General features: G+C 59.3%; 14 protein-coding genes. 6 read left to right on the top strand and 8 right to left on the bottom strand.

Annotation, left to right across the window (positions count from 1 at the left end; all coding sequences use genetic code 11):
- Positions 1-4 precede the first annotated feature (4 nt).
- From infB to TU73_RS14140, 6 genes are all read left to right on the top strand, one after another.
- Complete coding sequence (infB, locus tag TU73_RS14165; RefSeq protein WP_057012765.1) at positions 5-2,521, top strand: translation initiation factor IF-2; 2,517 nt, start codon at positions 5-7, stop codon at positions 2,519-2,521.
- Positions 2,522-2,680: 159 nt separating this feature from the next.
- Positions 2,681-3,076: a 30S ribosome-binding factor RbfA gene (gene rbfA, locus TU73_RS14160; protein WP_003176137.1), complete on the top strand. Its 396-nt coding sequence runs from the start codon at positions 2,681-2,683 to the stop codon at positions 3,074-3,076.
- Positions 3,077-3,079: 3 nt separating this feature from the next.
- Positions 3,080-3,997, top strand: a complete 918-nt coding sequence (gene truB, locus TU73_RS14155; RefSeq protein WP_043051764.1) for a tRNA pseudouridine(55) synthase TruB — start codon at positions 3,080-3,082, stop codon at positions 3,995-3,997.
- 115 nt (positions 3,998-4,112) lie between these two features.
- The gene (rpsO, locus tag TU73_RS14150; protein WP_003176135.1) at positions 4,113-4,382 is read left to right on the top strand and encodes a 30S ribosomal protein S15; all 270 of its coding nucleotides are present in this window, start codon (positions 4,113-4,115) and stop codon (positions 4,380-4,382) included.
- 196 nt (positions 4,383-4,578) lie between these two features.
- Positions 4,579-6,684 carry a polyribonucleotide nucleotidyltransferase gene (pnp, locus tag TU73_RS14145; protein ID WP_057012764.1) on the top strand — a complete coding sequence of 702 codons (2,106 nt, stop codon included), beginning with the start codon at positions 4,579-4,581 and terminating at the stop codon, positions 6,682-6,684.
- A gap of 295 nt (positions 6,685-6,979) precedes the next feature.
- Positions 6,980-7,600: a BON domain-containing protein gene (locus TU73_RS14140; RefSeq protein WP_057012763.1), complete on the top strand. Its 621-nt coding sequence runs from the start codon at positions 6,980-6,982 to the stop codon at positions 7,598-7,600.
- Between the two features lie 283 nt (positions 7,601-7,883).
- On the opposite strand, the gene TU73_RS14135 is transcribed toward TU73_RS14140, so the two are convergent.
- The 8 genes from TU73_RS14135 to folK all read right to left on the bottom strand — a co-directional run bounded on the left by TU73_RS14135 (position 7,884) and on the right by folK (position 19,305).
- Positions 7,884-10,817 carry a DUF748 domain-containing protein gene (locus tag TU73_RS14135; RefSeq protein WP_057012762.1) on the bottom strand — a complete coding sequence of 978 codons (2,934 nt, stop codon included), beginning with the start codon at positions 10,815-10,817 and terminating at the stop codon, positions 7,884-7,886.
- Positions 10,818-10,904: 87 nt separating this feature from the next.
- Entirely contained in the window at positions 10,905-11,921 is a 1,017-nt protein-coding gene (locus tag TU73_RS14130) for a class I SAM-dependent rRNA methyltransferase (RefSeq protein ID WP_057012761.1), read from the bottom strand.
- 68 nt (positions 11,922-11,989) lie between these two features.
- Positions 11,990-12,859, bottom strand: a complete 870-nt coding sequence (locus TU73_RS14125; RefSeq protein ID WP_046069547.1) for an oxygenase MpaB family protein — start codon at positions 12,857-12,859, stop codon at positions 11,990-11,992.
- Between the two features lie 16 nt (positions 12,860-12,875).
- Entirely contained in the window at positions 12,876-14,813 is a 1,938-nt protein-coding gene (acs, locus tag TU73_RS14120; protein ID WP_057012760.1) for an acetate--CoA ligase, read from the bottom strand.
- A 102-nt stretch (positions 14,814-14,915) separates the two neighbouring features.
- Positions 14,916-16,580, bottom strand: coding sequence for a glucose-6-phosphate isomerase (pgi, locus tag TU73_RS14115; RefSeq protein ID WP_057012759.1), 1,665 nt, complete (start codon positions 16,578-16,580; stop codon positions 14,916-14,918).
- A 225-nt stretch (positions 16,581-16,805) separates the two neighbouring features.
- The gene (gene panC, locus TU73_RS14110; protein WP_057012758.1) at positions 16,806-17,657 is read right to left on the bottom strand and encodes a pantoate--beta-alanine ligase; all 852 of its coding nucleotides are present in this window, start codon (positions 17,655-17,657) and stop codon (positions 16,806-16,808) included.
- Positions 17,654-18,454, bottom strand: coding sequence for a 3-methyl-2-oxobutanoate hydroxymethyltransferase (gene panB / locus TU73_RS14105; RefSeq protein ID WP_057012757.1), 801 nt, complete (start codon positions 18,452-18,454; stop codon positions 17,654-17,656). The genes panC and panB overlap by 4 nt, the downstream gene beginning before the upstream one ends.
- Before the next feature lie 365 nt (positions 18,455-18,819).
- Positions 18,820-19,305, bottom strand: coding sequence for a 2-amino-4-hydroxy-6-hydroxymethyldihydropteridine diphosphokinase (folK, locus tag TU73_RS14100; RefSeq protein ID WP_057012756.1), 486 nt, complete (start codon positions 19,303-19,305; stop codon positions 18,820-18,822).

Raw genomic sequence — 19,305 nt, 5'->3', positions numbered from 1 at the left:
GTGCATGACGCAAGTCACGGTGAAACAACTGGCCGATGAGGTCAAAACACCGGTAGAGCGCCTGTTGCAGCAGATGCGTGAGGCAGGTCTGCCGCACACCGCCGCCGATGAAGGTGTGAGCGATAGTGAGAAGCAGTCTTTGCTGACTCACTTGAAGAGCAGCCACAAGGCGAAAGTGGAAGAACCGCGCAAGATTACATTGCAGCGCAAAACCACCAGCACCCTGCGTGTTGCGGGTAGCAAGAGCATCAGCGTTGAAGTGCGCAAGAAGAAAGTCTTCGTACAGCGCAGCCCGGAAGAAATCGAAGCCGAGCGCAAACGCGAACTGGAAGAGCGTCGCGCAGTAGAAAATGCTGCCCGTCAGAAGGCTGAAGAAGAAGCCAAGCGTCGCGCCGAAGAAGAAGCGCGTCGCCAGCCTGCTGCTGCGCAAGCTGCTGCCACTGAAGCGGTCGCCGCCCCTGTTGAAGCTGTGCGTGAGGCCGCCCCGGTTGCCGCTGCACCTGCTCCTGCAGCAGATGCCCGCAAGCGCGACGAACCTCGTCGTCCAGACAAGCCCCGTGCCGACGATAACAATCGTCGCGGTGGTGGTGGTGATGGCGAGCGCAAAAACGCTCCGCATCGTGCTTCGGTCAAAGAGAAGGCGCCTGCTCCACGCGTTGCCCCACGTACTACCGACGAAGAAAGCGATGGCTTCCGTCGTGGTGGTCGCGGCAAGGCCAAGCTGAAAAAACGCAACGCCCACGGTTTCCAGAGCCCAACCGGCCCTGTCGTGCGTGATGTGCAGATCGGCGAGACCATCACTGTTGGCGATCTCGCCAATCAGATGTCGGTCAAGGCGGCTGAAATCATCAAGTTCATGTTTAAACTGGGTACTCCAGCGACCATCAACCAGGTGCTTGATCAGGAAACTGCTCAACTCGTGGCTGAAGAGCTGGGCCACAAAGTGACCCTGGTCAGCGACACTGCCCTGGAAGATTCCCTGGCCGAGTCCCTGAAGTTTGAAGGTGAGACCTTCTCCCGTGCGCCAGTTGTGACCGTAATGGGTCACGTTGACCATGGTAAGACTTCGCTGCTCGACTACATTCGTCGTGCCAAGGTAGCTGCGGGCGAAGCCGGCGGTATTACTCAGCACATCGGTGCGTACCACGTTGAAACCGAACGCGGCATGGTCACCTTCCTCGATACCCCGGGTCACGCCGCGTTTACCGCAATGCGTGCCCGTGGTGCCAAGGCGACCGACATCGTGATCCTGGTCGTTGCAGCGGACGACGGCGTAATGCCGCAGACCATTGAAGCTGTCCAGCACGCCAAGGCCGCGGGTGTTCCACTGGTTGTTGCAGTGAACAAAATCGACAAGCCGGGCGCTGATCTCGATCGCATCCGTAGCGAGCTTTCGGTTCACGGCGTGACTTCCGAAGAGTGGGGCGGTGATACGCCATTCGTTTCGGTCTCGGCGAAAGTCGGTACTGGCGTAGACGAACTGCTCGAAGCGGTCCTGCTGCAAGCCGAAGTTCTCGAACTCAAGGCAACCCCATCGGCCCCAGGTCGCGGTGTTGTGGTTGAATCGCGTCTCGACAAAGGTCGTGGCCCGGTTGCAACTGTTCTGGTTCAAGACGGTACCCTGCGCCAAGGCGACATGGTGCTGGTCGGTTCGAACTATGGCCGTGTACGTGCCATGCTCGACGAGAACGGCAAGCCTATCAAAGAAGCCGGTCCTTCCATCCCTGTCGAGATCCTCGGCCTGGACGGTACCCCGGACGCTGGCGACGAGATGAGCGTGGTTGCTGACGAGAAGAAAGCCCGTGAAGTGGCTCTGTTCCGTCAAGGCAAGTTCCGCGAAGTCAAACTGGCTCGTGCTCACGCCGGCAAGCTGGAAAACATCTTCGAAAACATGGGCCAGGCAGAGAAGAAGACGCTCAACATCGTCCTCAAATCTGACGTCCGTGGTTCCCTCGAAGCGTTGAACGGCGCCTTGAACGGCCTGGGTAACGACGAAGTGCAAGTGCGTGTTGTCGGTGGCGGCGTAGGTGGTATCACCGAATCCGACGCCAACCTGGCACTGGCTTCCAACGCTGTACTGTTCGGCTTCAACGTGCGTGCCGATGCTGGCGCACGGAAGATCGTCGAGCAGGAAGGCCTGGACATGCGTTACTACAACGTCATCTACGACATCATCGAAGACGTCAAGAAAGCCCTCACCGGCATGCTTGGCAGCGACGTCCGGGAGAACATCCTGGGTGTGGCCGAGGTGCGTGACGTGTTCCGCTCGCCGAAATTCGGCGCGATCGCCGGTTGCATGGTTATCGAAGGTGTTGTGCACCGTAACCGTCCAATCCGTGTACTGCGTGAAGACATCGTTATCTTCGAAGGCGAGCTGGAATCCCTGCGCCGCTTCAAGGATGACGCTTCCGAAGTGCGTGCTGGCATGGAATGCGGTATCGGCGTCAAGAGCTACAACGACGTCAAGCCTGGCGACAAGATCGAAGTCTACGAGAAGGTTCAGGTTGCTCGCAGCCTCTAACTCGCGCACTTCAAGGGCCGCGCGGCGTCCCGGCATGCAAATGCCTGGCGCTGTGTCAGGACTCTAAACGCAACGCCCGGTCTGGCTTCTGTCAGGCCGGGCGTTTGCCGCTTTCAGACCCCACGGGTTTCACCGTGTGGCAGTAACAGGTAACAAGACATGGCAAAAGAATACAGCCGTACCCAGCGTATCGGTGATCAGATGCAGCGCGAGCTGGCCCAACTGATTCGTCGCGAAGTCAAAGACCCCCGCGTTGGCCTGGTCACCATCACCGCTGTCGAGGTGAGCCGTGACGTAGGTCACGCCAAGATCTTCATCACCGTGATGGGGCAGGACAACAGCGAAGAAATCGCACAAAGCATCAAGGTGCTCAACTCGGCCGCAGGTTTCCTGCGCATGCAGTTGGCCCGTGAAATGAAGCTGCGCAGCGTCCCCCAGTTGCACTTCCACTACGACGAAAGCGTTGTTCGTGGTGCGCACCTGTCGGCCCTGATCGAGCGTGCGGTAGCGGAAGACAGTCAGCATCCGTCCACACCTGAAGACGCCAAGGAGTAAGCGGTGGCTCAGGTCAAACGTATCCGTCGCAATGTCAGCGGCATCATTCTGCTGGACAAGCCCATTGGCTTTACCTCCAATGCCGCGCTGCAGAAGGTCCGCTGGTTGCTCAATGCCGAGAAGGCAGGGCACACCGGCAGCCTTGATCCGCTGGCCACCGGCGTGTTGCCGTTGTGCTTTGGCGAGGCCACCAAGTTCTCCCAATACCTGCTCGATTCCGACAAGGGTTATGAAACCCTGATGCAATTGGGCAAGACCACCACCACGGCCGACGCCGAAGGTGATGTTCTGCAGGTACGCGAGGTGACCGTTGGTCGTGCTGATATCGAAGCTGCTTTACCGGCTTTTCGCGGGGAAATCAGTCAGATACCGCCGATGTACTCGGCCCTCAAGCGGGATGGACAGCCACTTTACAAGCTGGCACGTGCGGGCGAAGTAGTGGAGCGCGAACCGCGTTCTGTTACTATTGCGCGCTTGGAATTGCTCGCCTGTGAAGGCGACACTGCCCGCTTGGCCGTTGACTGCAGCAAAGGCACCTATATCCGTACCCTGGTGGAAGATATCGGTGAAAAGCTCGGTTGCGGCGCGTACGTTGCAGAACTGCGACGCACCCAGGCCGGCCCTTTCAGCCTGGCCCAGACGGTGACGCTGGAAGAGTTGGAAGCCGTGCATGCCGAAGGCGGCAACGAAGCAGTTGATCGCTTCCTGATGCCATCGGACAGCGGTTTGCTCGATTGGCCATTGCTGCACTTCTCGGAGCACAGCGCGTTCTACTGGCTTAACGGCCAGCCGGTACGCGCCCCGGATGCCCCGAAGTTCGGCATGGTGCGGGTACAGGATCATAACGGTCGCTTTATCGGTATCGGTGAAGTGAGCGAGGACGGGCGTATCGCGCCGCGTCGACTGATTCGGTCAGAATGACCGAACGAGGGTGGCTGTTAATAGGCATGGTCACTTCTCATTTATAGATACGGGGGTATGCCCTCGGCCTATTGAGATCACCCTTTGGGTGGTTTCCTGAAAAAAGGATTGCCTCATGGCTCTCGACGTTCAAGAAAAAGCACAAATCGTAGCTGACTATCAGCAAGCTGTTGGTGACACTGGTTCGCCAGAAGTGCAAGTTGCACTGCTGACCCACAACATCAACAAGCTGCAAGGTCACTTCAAGGCCAACGGTAAAGATCACCACTCCCGTCGTGGTCTGATCCGCATGGTAAACCAGCGCCGTAAGCTGCTGGACTACCTGAAAGGCAAGGATCTGGGTCGTTATCAGGCTCTGATCGGTCGCCTGGGTCTGCGTCGCTAATCAGCGATTGCGCTAGAGGTTGGTTGTCTGCCGTGTGTCAGTGGGATTCCCGCTGGCCCATGGTAGGCTCCCAGCCTCAAGTTTTATCTGGATACACGTTTTACCCCTGGACAAGGGTTGGGCCGATTCCCGACATTGCCCAAGAATTTCGTAAGAAGACAAGTTCCCCCAAGAGCCACAAAGAAGGTAGGACACCGTGAACCCGGTTATCAAAAAATTCCAGTTCGGTCAGTCGACCGTTACCCTCGAGACAGGCCGTATCGCCCGTCAAGCCTCCGGCGCAGTGCTGGTTACCGTTGACGACGACGTTACCGTACTGGTGACCGTTGTTGGCGCCAAGACCGCTGACCCGAGCAAAGGCTTCTTCCCCCTGTCCGTTCACTACCAGGAAAAGACTTACGCTGCCGGTAAGATCCCTGGCGGTTTCTTCAAGCGCGAAGGCCGTCCTTCCGAGAAAGAAACCCTGACTTCCCGACTGATCGACCGTCCGATCCGTCCGCTGTTCCCAGAAGGCTTCATGAACGAAGTGCAGGTTGTCTGCACCGTGGTTTCCACCAGCAAGAAAACCGATCCGGACATCGCTGCGATGATCGGTACCTCGGCTGCCCTGGCCATCTCCGGCATTCCTTTCGATGGTCCGATCGGCGCGGCGCGCGTTGCTTTCCACGAAAGCACCGGCTACCTGCTGAACCCGACTTACGAGCAACAGAAAGCTTCGAGCCTGGACATGGTCGTTGCCGGTACGTCCGAAGCCGTATTGATGGTTGAATCGGAAGCCAAAGAGCTGACCGAAGACCAGATGCTGGGTGCCGTACTGTTTGCTCACGACGAGTTCCAGGTGGTGATCAACGCGGTTAAAGAGTTGGCTGCCGAAGCTGCCAAGCCAACCTGGACCTGGGCTGCTGCCCCGGAAGCCACCGAACTGCTGGGCGCGATCCGCTCCGAGTTCGGCGCTGCCATCTCCGACGCCTACACCATCACCGTCAAGGCCGACCGTTACGCTCGTCTGGGCGAGCTGAAGGACCAGGTCGTCGCCAAGCTGTCCGGCGAAGAAGGCCAGCCTTCCGCCAGCGAAGTCAAAGCTGCTTTCGGTGAGATCGAGTACCGCACCGTTCGCGAAAACATCGTTAACGGCAAGCCGCGTATTGACGGTCGCGACACTCGCACTGTGCGTCCGCTGAACATCGAAGTCGGCGTTCTGCCGAAGACTCACGGTTCGGCGCTGTTCACCCGTGGCGAAACCCAGGCCCTGGTGGTTGCGACCCTGGGTACTGCCCGTGACGCACAACTGCTGGACACCCTGGAAGGCGAGAAAAAAGACCCCTTCATGCTGCACTACAACTTCCCTCCGTTCTCGGTGGGCGAGTGTGGTCGTATGGGCGGTGCTGGTCGTCGCGAAATCGGTCACGGCCGTCTGGCCCGTCGTTCGGTTCAGGCCATGCTGCCTGCCGCTGACGTGTTCCCGTACACCATCCGTGTGGTATCGGAAATCACCGAGTCCAACGGTTCCAGCTCCATGGCTTCGGTCTGCGGTGCTTCCCTGGCTCTGATGGACGCCGGTGTGCCAATGAAGGCACCGGTTGCCGGTATCGCCATGGGCCTGGTTAAAGAAGGCGAGAAGTTCGCCATCCTGACCGACATCCTGGGTGACGAAGACCACCTGGGCGACATGGACTTCAAAGTAGCCGGTACCGCTAAAGGTGTTACCGCGCTGCAGATGGACATCAAGATCAAGGGCATCACCGAAGAGATCATGGAAATCGCCCTGGGCCAAGCCCTGGAAGCGCGCCTGAACATCCTCGGCCAGATGAACCAGATCATTGGTCAGTCCCGTACCGAACTGTCGGAAAATGCTCCGACCATGATCGCGATGAAAATCGACACCGACAAAATCCGTGATGTTATCGGTAAAGGCGGCGCGACCATTCGTGCGATCTGTGAAGAGACCAAGGCTTCGATCGACATCGAAGACGACGGCTCGATCAAGATCTTCGGCGAAACCAAGGAAGCGGCTGAAGCTGCACGCCAGCGCGTCCTGGGTATCACCGCTGAGGCTGAGATCGGCAAGATTTACGTCGGCAAGGTTGAGCGCATCGTCGACTTCGGCGCATTCGTCAACATCCTGCCGGGCAAGGATGGTCTGGTTCACATCTCCATGTTGAGCGACGCTCGCGTTGAGAAAGTGACCGACATTCTGAAAGAAGGCCAGGAAGTCGAAGTGCTGGTACTGGACGTGGACAACCGCGGCCGTATCAAGCTGTCCATCAAGGACGTAGCAGCAGCCAAGGCTTCGGGCGTTTAATCTCTCGTAGTTCAGGCTGAAAAAAGGGACTCCTCGGAGTCCTTTTTTTATGGGTGCTGGAAAATTAAGCAAAATCAGCCATTTAGCCAACCGCCAAAAACCGCAACTTGCATGCAGGTACGACGGATTTCATGCAAGTTGCACGATTTCGAAAATTGGTCGTTTTTTTAACTCATTGATTTATAAGAGTTTATTCAGGGTTTTCGACTTGGCACGCCGTCTGCACTATCCCTGTTAACGCTGCAGCATCAAGGTTTACACACTGCAGACTTTTAATAAAACAGGAGTTACTCGTATGAAGAAGTTCGCTCTCGCTACCGCTACCGCTCTGACCTTGGCCATGGGTGCTAGCGTGGCCTTTGCTCAGACTTCCCAAGCCCCTATGACTCTGGCGGCTGGTGAAATGACCAAGGCCAAAGAGTCCACCTCGGATACCTGGATCACCACTAAAGTAAAAGCTGATCTGCTGACTGAAAAAGGCATTCCTGGTTCGGACATCAAGGTAGAAACCAACAAAGGCGTGGTTTCCCTTTCTTCCGACGTAGCTATCTCCGACTCGCAGAAAGCGACCGCTGTAGCCATTACCAAGAAAATCAAAGGCGTAACTGCTGTTTCTGCTGACGGCCTGTTGGCTGGCGGCGCTACCAAAGCTGACGGTATTGATAAAACCAAAGGTGCCGCTGCTGATGCCAAAGGCGCGACCAGCGACACTTGGATCACTACTAAAGTGAAGGCTGACCTGGTTACCGAGAAAGGTATTCCTGGTACCGATATCAAGGTAGAGACCAACAAAGGTGTGGTTTCCCTGTCGTCCGCGGCTGCTGTAACTGCATCGCAGAAAGAAACCGCAGTCGCAATTGCCAAGAAAATCAAAGGCGTTAAAGCTGTATCGGCCGATGGCCTGAAAGCAGAGTAACGCGCCCTTTTCGTCTGAACTAGACGGCGGCGGCTTAGGGTGAGTTAGATATCCACCCGATGCACCTCTGGAGTTCATGCGACCGACCACACGGATGTGGTCATTACAGGCCCCGGCACTTGTGTCGGGGCCTGTTCTATTTCAGGCTGAGACAGGATGATCAGGCCAAAAAATGTGGTAGCTGGCTTGCCTGAGATGCTGGCACCTCGGTCATTCAGTTGCACCGAGGTGATGCTATCGCAGGCAAGCCAGCTCCCACATTAGGATGGGCGGTGCTTAGAAGTTACTCAGCATCCAAGTGCATGGGAGTGATCACGCGGCCATCTTTCTCGGCCTGTCCCAGTTGCGCATCGATGAAGTACACGCGGTCATCTTCCAGCTGGCCCTTGTCTACCAGGTAATCCTTGATAGTGCTGGCTCGGTCCTGCCCCAACTGGCGTAGTAGCACGTCACTGCCACTCCAGAACTTGATCACACCGTCCTTGAGCTTCGCCGAGCGCTCATCGCTGCCCAGGTCTTTCCACTCGGCCGGTGGCTGCTGTTTCAAGCGGGTGCGGTAGATGCCTTCCAGCAATGGTGCCTTTTCCTTCTCCGGTACCACCAGCAATGAGGCCTGGGCCGGGACTTTGTCGCCACGGCGCTGGAGGATCTTGTAATAGTTGTATTGGTATTCACGTTCCAGCCGTTGTGCGGCCAGGAACGGCCCGTCGCTGCTTGCGGCAGCCGTACCTTCGATTTCCAGGCGCAGGGTAGGGCGCTCTTTCAACGCCTTGGCCAGGGTGTTCAAAGCGCTTTCGGCATCTTTGTTCAGCTCACTGGAGCCGGCGTCGAACGATACATTACCCAGGTCTTCCGAGCCGCCACCAGTCACCAGCCCGCCGATAAACTTGAACGGCGCGGTTGCTGCCCGTACTACGAGGTTACGCAGGGTCTGCCACACAATCGGCATCACGCTGAATTGAGGGTTATTCAGGTCGCCGCTCACCGGCAGTTCGATGGAGATCTTGCCGTCGGAATCCTTGAGCAGGGCAACCGCCAGGCGAATCGGCAAGTCCACCGCGTCGGAGCTGTCAACTTTTTCACCCAGCTGCAGTTGTTCAACCACTACTTTGTTTTCAGCCTTCAACTGGCCCTTGATGATCACGTAGTGCAAGTCGAGATTCAAACGGCCCTTGCGGATACGGAAACCTGCGAACTTGCCTGAGTAAGGCGTCAGGTTAGTCAACTCGACACGTTTGAAGCTGGTAGCGATATCCAAGGATGCCATCGGATCAAACGGGTTCACGCTGCCTTTGATGGTCACTGGCGCGTAGCGGTCTACCTTGCCCTTTATGTCGACGCTGGCCGGCTTGGCCTGGCGGCTGTCGATGGTGCCAATCTGGCCGTTGAGCTGTTGGATCGCGGTGGCGAAGTTGGGGGTGAGGCTGAAGTCGGCAAAGTTGGCAGAACCATCGTTGATCGCGATCTGGCCGATATGAATGCCCAGTGGCTTTTCGTTGCTGGCTGCGGGTTTGGCGGCCGACTTATTGCCGCTGTCTGCCGGCTGTGGAACCAGCAAGTCATCGATGTTGGTGGTGCGATCGTCGTTGATCATGAAGCGCGCATACGGTTGCAGCAGGTTGACCTTGTCGATCGACAGGCTTTGACCGTGCTGGTAGTTCACGCCTTCCAGCACCAGGCGCTGCCACTTGAGGAAGTCGCGGGTCTTGAGGGTGTCCAGGGTATGCAACTGATCAACCTGGGCGCGGCCGGTGACTTGTAGGGCCAACGGCTCGGTGCTTTTGAGGTTCACATCCAGGTTGCTGCCCAGCATGCCGCTGCGCAGTTCCAGGCGAATAAACGGGCTGATATACGACTGGGCAACCCGCAGATCGATGTCCTGGGTGTTCACTTTCAGCTTGGCACTGACGGGGTTGAGGTTAACCTCGCCAGTCGCCTGGATCTTGCCTTGCTTGCCCAGGCCGGTGTCGACCTTCAAGGTAAAGGGGCTCTGGTTGAGGCTGTCGAAGTTCTGCACATCGACATTCAATGGGCCCAGCTCCAGCGCGACCGCAGGCTGGGCCTGGCGGTCGGCCAGGTGCACCTGGTAGTTACGCAGTTGCACGTCCTTGAGCAGCACCTGCCAGGGTTTGCTCGGGACTGGCGGTTGCGCTTGAGGGGCATCGGCAGTGGCTGGCGCAGTGGCCGGTTGCGGTGTCGTGGCTGGTTTGCTCGGCTGGCTGGCGAACAGTTTCTGCCAATCCAACTGCCCATCGGCTTCACGGGCCGCCCAGGTTTCCAGCTTGTTGCTGCGAATCTTGCCGACCACCACCTGCTGCTTGGCCAGGTCTACCGTGGTTTCGCTGACGTCCAGGCGCTCCAGGCGGGCCAATGGCCGGCCATCCGGCGCCTTGATCGCGAAGGGCGCGATGCTGGCGGCGGTGTTGGTCAGGTTCAGTTCGGTCTCTTTTGCCAGGCTGAATTTATAGTCGGTGCTGAAGTTGAGCACACCGTCTTCCAGTACCAAAGGCAGGGCGTCACGTACATAGGGCCACCAGGCTTTCATCTTGCCGTCGGTGACTTTCAAGGTGCCTTCGGATGTGATCGGCACCAGGCTGAAATTACCTTTCCAGTCGATCTGCCCACCGTCAGGGCCCGCGGCGACCAGGGTCATGTCGGCGTTGTCTTCGGGCAAGGTGCTGAGGTTTTTCAGCTCGAAGTCGAGTTTGTCGTAGAGAAATTCGATGGGTTCGCTGGGGCGCAGGTCCTGGAAGTGCAGGTTGCCGCCCGCCAGCTTGATGCTGTCGATACGCAGTGGGAACGGCTTGGCGTCGGGATCGGCCGGGGTCGGCTCGCTCGGTGGCAGCTTGAACAACTGCGCCAGATTAAGTTGGCCGGATTTGTCGAACAGCAGTTCGGTCTTGGGCTGGTCCAGTTGCACATCGGCCAGGTGCAGGGCTCGGGTCCAGAGACTGTCCACTTGCAGGTTGGCGTAGAAGCGCTCGAAACCCACTTGTTCTTTGCCCGGCTCACCGATCTTCAGGCCCCACAATGTCAGTTCGAGGCTGAACGGGTTGAGCTCGATGCGCTCGATTCGCGCTGGCACCGTGGCGTAGTTGGCCAACTGTTGGTTGGCGATGCGAAGGGCAATGCCCGGTAAGATCAGAAAGCCCAGCAAGCTGTACAAAGCAAGGGCGGTCAACAAGGCGCCTGCGGCGCGAATCAATCCTTTGGGCATGGGTGACGCCATCTATGTCAAACGAGAGTGCCTTGGAGTATGGCACGGGAATTCGGTTCCGAAGAACCGTGGGCGCTGGGAAACTTCCTACAAATGCAGGATCAAGGTCTTCAATGGCGGTTGCTGGTCTCTGGATGGAAAGTCGGCTCCGGGTGTCATGATTTGCCAGTCACGTACAGGGCGGCCGGCTTTTTCTGCGCAACGCAGCACCTGCTCGCGCCAGTCATCCATGCTGACCTTCGCCAGGTTGTTGCAGCAAATCAGCACGCCATTGTCGGTGGTGGCCAGCAGCGCGGGCTTGAGCAGGCTCTGATAGTCGCGCAGCAAGTCGACGGTGCCGAAGGCGCTCTTGGCCCAGGCGGGAGGGTCGAGGAGTACCAGGTCATATTGGCGCTGCTCCAGGCGTGGATAACCCGGCAATTTCTGGCCGCGACGCTGGGTGATCGGCAGGCCCGCCAGTTGGCGAATCGCCGGGAAGTAATCAGACTGCACAAAATCCATTGCTGGCAACTGCGGGTTGAGCAGGCCGTTTTCACGCCCAACCGCCAGGTTGCCCTCGGCAAAGTCCAGGTTGCACACCTCGCGTGCCCCGCCTGCCGCCGCGCTTAAGCCTACGCCACAGGTGTAGGCGAACAGGTTCAGCACGCTTTTACCGGCACTATGGTCCTTGACCCAGCCACGGGTATTGCGCAGGTCGAGGAACAGCAGGGGGTCTTGCCCCGCATGACGCCCACGCACACGATAGTTGAGGCCCCATTCGTGGCCGACCAGGTCTTCCAGTGCCGCGGGCGCTGCGCGGTACACCGTGTCTTCGCGGTCGATGCGCGAGTTACCACGGGCGCGGTCGTTGTATACCAGCAGCAATTCCAGGCCCATGTGCTGGTTGATCATCTGGTGCAGGTCCAGCAGGTCTGCGCTTTCCAGGGACTGGTGGAAGCTCTGCACCAGCAATTGCGGACCGTAGCGGTCGATGGTCAGGCCACCGGCACCTTCCTGACTGCCATGGAACAACCGATAGCAGTCCGTACCCTGGGCGTGCAGTTGGTTGATCAGGTCTTGGCGATAATCGAGGGCGGCGCGCAGCGCCTGATTCAAGGGAGTCATGGAGCGCGCCTTGCTTGCGGTAAATGAGGGCATTATGGGCGCGGAGTTTAACAGCTATGGGCCGCTACCTACATCAGCCCCATTCGCCGATGGGCGCGCTGCACCGAACCGTTGCGCATCGCCCAGCGCAGCAGTGGCGCACTGCGCTTGACCCCGGCGCGGATCATCTGGCGTTGCAGCGGGCTCTGCTGTTGGTCAAGCATCGCGCTTGCCCAGTCGGGCAGCAGGTCGATCCCGGCCTGCATCATCAGGCTGCCGAAGGGTTTGGCCAACGTGCTCGGGGCAGGAGCCTCGAGCAGCAGGCGCAGCACCTCACGGCTGCGCTCGTCGCACAGCAGTTGCGGGCGGATACGCACCAGATAATCCGAAATTTCCTGGCGTGAACGCGGCACATGCCGCGCGCCCAGGCGTTCGGCGACCAGAGCTATTTCGCTGTAGTAGCGATCCTGGTCGCGACCTGAAAGCCGGGGGTTGCGATAACGCAGGTGAGCGGCCAGAAAGTTGCTCACCTCGGCCACATGCACCCAGGTCAGCAGCTCGGGATCGCTGGCCGCATAAGGTCGCCCATCCGGCGCGTGGCCGACCACCTGCAGGTGAATGGTGCGCACTTTTTCGATCAGCCACTCTGCATCCTTGCGTGAGCCGAAGGTGGTGCCGGAAATGAACTGCGAGGTTCGTCGCAAGCGCCCCAGCATGTCCTGGCGGAAGTTCGAATGGTCCCACACGCCGGCCAGGGCCAGTGGGTGCAAGGCTTGCAGCATCAAGGCACTGATGCCGCCGATCAGCATGCTGCTGAAGTCGCCATGCACTTGCCAACTGACCGAGTCCGGCCCGAACAGGCCCGGATCGCCCTTGGGGTTCTCCAGGTCCAGTTGGCCCAGTGACAAACCGGTCAGGCTCATCAACTGGGTTTCGATGCGGCTGCGGATAAATTCCATGGCGACTCGGGTGTTCCTATCGGTTCAGGCGTTTGTCGATCAAACCGTCTACGACGCTCGGGTCGGCCAGGGTCGAGGTATCTCCCAGGCTGTCCAGTTCGTTGCAGGCGATCTTGCGCAGGATGCGCCGCATGATCTTGCCGGAGCGGGTTTTCGGCAGGGCAGGCGCCCATTGGATCAGTTCTGGCTTGGCAAAGCTGCCGATTTCCTTGCTGACCAGGTCCAGCAGGTGTTTTTTCAACGCATCGCTGGGCTCGACACCGTTCATTGGGGTCACAAAGGCATAGATGCCCTGGCCTTTAACGTCGTGGGGGTAGCCGACCACAGCAGCTTCGGCGATTTGGTCATGCAGCACCAAGGCGCTCTCTACCTCGGCAGTGCCGATGCGATGGCCCGATACGTTGATCACATCGTCGATCCGCCCTGTGATCCAGTAGTCACCGTCTTCATCGCGTCGCGCGCCGTCGCCGGTGAAGTAGTAGCCGGGATAGGGTTTGAAGTAGGTGTCGATCATGCGTTGCGGGTCACCATAGACGCTGCGAATCTGCCCCGGCCAGCTGGCCTTGATCGCCAGCACGCCACTGCCGGCGCCGCTGATTTCCTTGCCCTGCTCATCCAGCAGCACCGGCTGTACGCCGAACATTGGCTGGGTGGCGCAGCCCGGCTTGATGCGCTGGGCGCTGACCAGCGGGCTGAGCATGATGCCGCCGGTTTCGGTCTGCCACCAGGTATCGACAATCGGGCAGCGCTGTTCGCCGACCGCGTTGAAATACCAGTCCCAGGCCTCCGGGTTGATGGGCTCGCCGACGCTGCCGAGCAGGCGCAGGCTGGCGCGGGAGCTACTCTCCAACGGACCGTGGCCTTCACGCATCAGGGCGCGCAACGCGGTGGGCGCGGTATAGAAAATATTCACTTGGTGCTTGTCGATCACCTGCCAGAACCGCGAGCTGTCCGGGTAACTTGGCACGCCTTCGAACATCAGCGAGGTCGCGCCATTGGCCAGCGGGCCATAGACAATGTAGCTGTGGCCGGTGACCCAGCCCACATCGGCGGTGCACCAGAACACTTCGCCCTCTTGGTAATCGAGCACGTACTTGAAGGTCATCGCTGCTTGCAGCAGGTAGCCGCCGGTGGTGTGCAGCACACCCTTGGGTTTGCCGGTGCTGCCGGAGGTATAAAGGATGAACAGTGGATCTTCGGCATCCATCGGCTCGGGCGGGCAGTTGTCGCTGGCGGCTTCCAGGGCGGTCTGATACCTGAGGTCGCGGCCCTCGTTCCAGTTCACGTTTGCCCCGGTGCGCTCCACCACCACTACAGTGCTGACATCCGGGCAACTGGCCAGGGCTTTATCGACGTTCTGCTTCAACGCCACGGGCTTACCCCCGCGCACGCCTTCGTCGGCGGTAATCACGGTACGGCAATCGGCGTCGAGAATACGGTCACGCAGGGCGTCAGGTGAAAAGCCGCCAAACACCACCGAGTGCACCGCGCCAATTCGCGTACAGGCCAGCATGGCGTAGGCCGCTTCCGGAATCATTGGCATGTAGATGCACACGCGGTCGCCTTTTTTCACGCCACGGCTTTTCAGGACGTTGGCCAAACGGCTGACGTTTTGATGAAGTTGGCGATAGGTGATTTTGCAGGATTTTGTCGGATCATCGCCTTCCCAGATAAAGGCCGGCTGATCGGCGCGCTTTGCCAGGTGACGGTCGATGCAGTTGTAGCTGACATTCAGTCGGCCACCGGCAAACCATTGGGCGGCGCCGGTCTTGATGTCTGACTGCTGGACGCTGTGCCATGGCGTTATCCAGTCGAGAAAGCCCTCGGCCTGTTCGGCCCAGAAGGTGTCCGGCTGTTCGATGGATTGGCGATAGAGGCGCTGGTAGTCCTCTTGACTGAGCTGCGCAGCCCGGCGGACGGCATCGGCGGTGGGGAACGTGCTGATATCGAACATGAGCGATCCTTATTCTTGTTTTGCGACAAGTAATAAAGATGCACCCTGTGGCAGGTGGGTTCAAGGCCAACGTCCAAACGTACGTTGGCCTCGAGACCAGCTTCAGCCGCGGTGGCGACCGCGGAAGTAGTTGATCAGGCCCTGGGTCGAGGCATCGTCTGCCAAGGTTTCTTCGGCGCCGGTCAGACGGTTGTACACGCCCTTGCCCAGCTCCTTGCCAAGTTCCACGCCCCATTGGTCAAAGGCATTGATGCCCCAGATGACGCTTTGCACGAACACCTTGTGCTCATACATCGCCACCAGTGCGCCCAGGCGGCGGGGGCTGATGCGTTCGACCACGATGGTGTTGCTCGGACGGTTGCCCGGGATCACCTTGTGCGGTGCCAGCTTCTGCACCTCTGCTTCCGGCAGGCCCTTCTCACGCAGCTCGGCTTCGGCTTCGCTGCGGGTCTTGCCTAGCATCAGGGCCTGGCTCTGGGACAGGCAATTGGCGTACAGCCACTGATGGTGGTCGGACACCGGGTTGAAGCTGACGATCGGCACGATGAAGTCGGCCGGGATCAGTTGGGTCCCCTGGTGCAGCAGCTGATGGTAGGCGTGCTGCCCGTTGCAGCCTACGCCGCCCCAGATCACCGGGCCGGTATCGGTGGACACCGGCGTGCCGTCCTGGCGCACGCTCTTGCCGTTGGATTCCATGTCCAACTGTTGCAAATGCTTGGTGATGTTACGCAGGTAATGATCGTACGGCAGGATCGCATGGCTCTGCGCACCCCAGAAGTTGCCGTACCACACGCCGAGCAAGCCCAGTAGTACCGGCATGTTGTCTTCGAACGGGGCGTTCTGGAAATGCTGGTCCATGGTGTAGGCACCGGACAGCAGTTCCTTGAAGTTGGACATGCCGATCGCCAGGGCGATTGGCAAGCCGATGGCGGACCACAGCGAGTAACGCCCGCCCACCCAGTCCCACATCGGGAAGATGTTTTCTTCGCGAATCCCGAAGGCCACGGCCGCGGCGTTGTTGCTGGAAACGGCGATGAAGTGGCGATACAGCTCGGCTTCCGAGCCGCCCTGGGCCAGGTACCAGGCACGAGCGGCCTGGGCGTTCTTCAGGGTTTCAAGGGTGTTGAAGGATTTCGACGAAACGATGAACAGCGTGGTCTCGGCGCGCAGCTTCATGGTCAGCTCGTGGAACTCGCTGCCATCGATGTTCGCCAGGTAGTGGCAGCGCACGCCTTTATGGGCGTAGGACAGCAGGGCCTCGGAGACCAGCTCCGGGCCGAGGAACGAGCCACCGATGCCAATGTTCACCACGTCGGTGATCGGCTTCTCGGTGTAGCCGCGCCACAGGCCGTCGTGGATGCGGCCGACCAGGTCGGTGATCTGGTTCAGCACCTTGTGCACGTCCGGCATGATGTTCACGCCGTTGACCGACAGCTTGTCGCCCACCGGGCGGCGCAGGGCGGTGTGCAGGGCAGGGCGGCCTTCGGAGGAGTTGACCGGCTCACCGGCGTACAACGCGTCGATCGCGCCTTTGAGGTTCACTTCCTTGGCCAGGCCCACCAGCAGGTCGCGGGTTTCGCTGGTGATCAGGTTTTTCGAGTAATCGAGGAAAAGTCCGCAGCTGCTCAAAGTGAACTGGGAAAAACGCTGGGGATCGGCATTGAACGCGTCGCGCATGCTGAAATCCTGCATGGCTTGGCGATGTTGGGTAAGCGCTTGCCAGGCGGGCAGCGCGGTAACGTCATGAGGGGTGCGGTAGTACGCCATCGCTGCGGGTTTCCTTTTTATTACGGGGACTGCCTTTAGGACACTTCAAAGCCCGGAACATCCAGTCTTATATCAAGGACTGGGTTCCAGACAGCGCTAACCGTAGCGCAGGGCGATTACATTAAACCTAGCGTGTCGATATGTCTTGGCTTTGTCTGCGCTGTGGCCGGTACTTTTTTATACCGGCACGGCGGTCGGGGCAACAGGTTGTGGATTAAAGCGGGGTCAGGCGAGGTTCAGGTGCAGGTTATCAATGAGGCGTGTCGCCCCCAGATAAGCGGCGACCAGGATCACGACATCCCGATCTTCAGCCGTGGCCGGGCGCAGATGCACGCCTTGGCGCACTTCCAGGTAGTCCATGCGCAGCCCTGCGGCTTCAATCTGCTGGATGTGCTCGGCGCGAAGCTTGGCGAAATCATGATCACCGCCTTTGATGGCCGTGGCGATCTGGCTGAGCGCGCGGTACAGCACCGGCGCGACCGCACGTTGCTCCTCGGTGAGGTAACCGTTGCGTGATGACAGCGCGAGGCCGTCCTCTGCGCGCACGGTGGGCTCACCGATGATCTGGATCGGCATGTTCAGGTCGCGGACCATGGCGCGGATCACCGCCAACTGTTGGTAGTCCTTCTGGCCAAATACGGCCATGTCAGGCTGGACCATGTTGAACAGCTTGCTGACCACCGTGGCCACGCCTTCGAAGTGGCCTGGGCGGCTGGCGCCGCACAAGCCTTCGGACAGCTGTGGGACGCTGACACGGGTCTGGCCGTTCATGCCATCGGGGTACATTTCCTCGACAGTGGGCGCAAACAGCAGGTTGCAGCCGGCCTGCAGGAGTTTTTCCTGGTCGGCGGCCAATGTGCGTGGATATTTGTCCAGGTCTTCGCCAGCGCCGAATTGCAGCGGGTTGACGAAAATGCTCGCCACCACGAAATCCGCTTGCTGCGCGGCCTTGGTCACCAAGGTGGCGTGGCCGCTGTGCAGGTTGCCCATGGTGGGCACAAAGCCGATGCGTTTACCGGCGTTGCGGGCGTGGGTGACGGCAGCCCGCAGTTCGCGGACGGTTTTTACGGTGTTCATGCCGAGAATCCGTGTTCAACACCTGGGAAAGTAACGTTTTTGACTTCGCTGACGTAGGCACTCAGTGCGGCGTGGATGCTGTCCTGGCCGGCCATGAAGTTTTTCACGAACTTCGGCACGTGGCCGGTTATCGAGAGGCCGAGCATGTCGTGCAGGACCAGCACTTGGCCATCGGTGGCGGAACCGGCGCCGATGCCGATCACCGGCACTTTGACGGCCTGGGTGATTTCTGCGGCCAGTTCGCTAGGCACGCACTCCAGCAGGATCATCGCGGCGCCAGCTTGTTCCAGGGCGATGGCATCGGCGCGCATCTGGCGGGCCTGGGCTTCATTGCGGCCTTGGACCTTGTAGCCGCCGAGGATATTGACCGACTGCGGCGTCAGGCCCATGTGCGCGCATACCGGTACGCCGCGCTCTGCCAGCAACCGGATCGACTCGGCCAGCCAAACGGCACCTTCGACTTTGACCATGTGGGCGCCGGCCTGCATCAGTTTGCCGGCGTTCAGAAAGGTTTGCTCAAGGGTGGCGTAACCCATGAACGGCAGATCGGCAATGATCAAGGCGCCATCGTTGCCACGCTTGACGCAGGCGGTGTGGTAGGCAAGTTCATCCGTGGTCACGGGCAGGGTGCTGTCATTCCCTTGAAGAACCATGCCCAGGGAATCGCCCACCAACAACACTTCAACCCCGGCCTGGCAACAGGCGTTGGCGAAGGTGGCATCATAGCAAGTCAGCATGGTGATTTTTTCACCCTTGAGCTTGAGGCTCTGCAAGGTGGTCAGGGTAATGTCTGGCATGAAAAGGGTCCTCGTTCAGGCGCTTGGAAACAGCGAGTAACGCGCGTGAGTCTTCGTTTATACAGGCGCACTGTCTTGAAAGCAGTGCTTATAAGGCCTGAATTGCGCCCTGTAGCGCCGGGTTGGCGGCAGCGGGACGCCTATAGTCGTGAGGAGGGCACGGGAAGTCAATTGGATGTGTTACCGCATTGTTACGAAGGCGGTGTTACCGCTGTTACTGACGCGATTCAGCAAGGCGGGCACGGGTTTGGGCCGCACTGAATAGCCAATGTGGGAGCTGGCTTGCCTGCGATGGCATCCACTCGGTGTGGCTGATACACCGAGTCGCTTGCATCGCAGGCAAGCCAGCTCCCACATTGACCGAGTCATTCTTGCGGTAAGCGTTCCAGGCCGACGAATGGGCAGGCGGTGAGCAGGTCGCTCAAGTGGCGACCGTCAGGCAGTTGCAGGGTGGCGGGAGCTAACTCGGCCAGCGGGTAAAGCACAAACGCCCGCAGATGCATCTGGTAGTGGGGCACCTTGAGGCGTGGCTCGTCGATCAGGCGATCACCGAACAGCAGGATATCCAGATCCAGTGTGCGCGGGCCCCAGCGCTCAAGACGTTCGCGGCCCTGATCATTCTCGATGGCTTGCAGTGCATCGAGCAGGTCCAGTGGCGCTAGATCGCTATCCAGGGCCGCAACCGCGTTGGTGTAGCGCGGTTGGCCCGGGAGCAGGGAGTCACTTTGATAAAAGGCAGACACGCCGGCGAGATGGGTGTCAGGCAATTGCGTCAATGCTGTGATCGCGCTGCTCAATTGCTGTTGCGGGGCAGCCAGGTTGCTGCCCATGCCGATGTAGATACGTTCCAC

The sequence above is a fragment of the Pseudomonas libanensis genome, assembly GCF_001439685.1.
In the GTDB taxonomy this organism is placed as follows: domain Bacteria; phylum Pseudomonadota; class Gammaproteobacteria; order Pseudomonadales; family Pseudomonadaceae; genus Aquipseudomonas; species Aquipseudomonas libanensis.
Note: the sequence above shows the minus strand (reverse complement) of the source record. Positions and strands in the feature narration are given on the sequence as shown.

Excerpts from the sequence above, each read along its gene's own strand:
- TU73_RS14135 (WP_057012762.1), bottom strand. The coding sequence starts at position 10,817 with ATGCCCAAAGGATTGATTCGCGCCGCAGGCGCCTTGTTGACCGCCCTT.
- panB (WP_057012757.1), bottom strand. The coding sequence starts at position 18,454 with ATGCCAGACATTACCCTGACCACCTTGCAGAGCCTCAAGCTCAAGGGT.
- infB (WP_057012765.1), top strand. The coding sequence starts at position 5 with ATGACGCAAGTCACGGTGAAACAACTGGCCGATGAGGTCAAAACACCG.
- acs (WP_057012760.1), bottom strand. The coding sequence starts at position 14,813 with ATGTTCGATATCAGCACGTTCCCCACCGCCGATGCCGTCCGCCGGGCT.
- rbfA (WP_003176137.1), top strand. The coding sequence starts at position 2,681 with ATGGCAAAAGAATACAGCCGTACCCAGCGTATCGGTGATCAGATGCAG.
- TU73_RS14125 (WP_046069547.1), bottom strand. The coding sequence starts at position 12,859 with ATGGAATTTATCCGCAGCCGCATCGAAACCCAGTTGATGAGCCTGACC.
- rpsO (WP_003176135.1), top strand. The coding sequence starts at position 4,113 with ATGGCTCTCGACGTTCAAGAAAAAGCACAAATCGTAGCTGACTATCAG.
- TU73_RS14130 (WP_057012761.1), bottom strand. The coding sequence starts at position 11,921 with ATGACTCCCTTGAATCAGGCGCTGCGCGCCGCCCTCGATTATCGCCAA.
- TU73_RS14140 (WP_057012763.1), top strand. The coding sequence starts at position 6,980 with ATGAAGAAGTTCGCTCTCGCTACCGCTACCGCTCTGACCTTGGCCATG.
- pgi (WP_057012759.1), bottom strand. The coding sequence starts at position 16,580 with ATGGCGTACTACCGCACCCCTCATGACGTTACCGCGCTGCCCGCCTGG.
- panC (WP_057012758.1), bottom strand. The coding sequence starts at position 17,657 with ATGAACACCGTAAAAACCGTCCGCGAACTGCGGGCTGCCGTCACCCAC.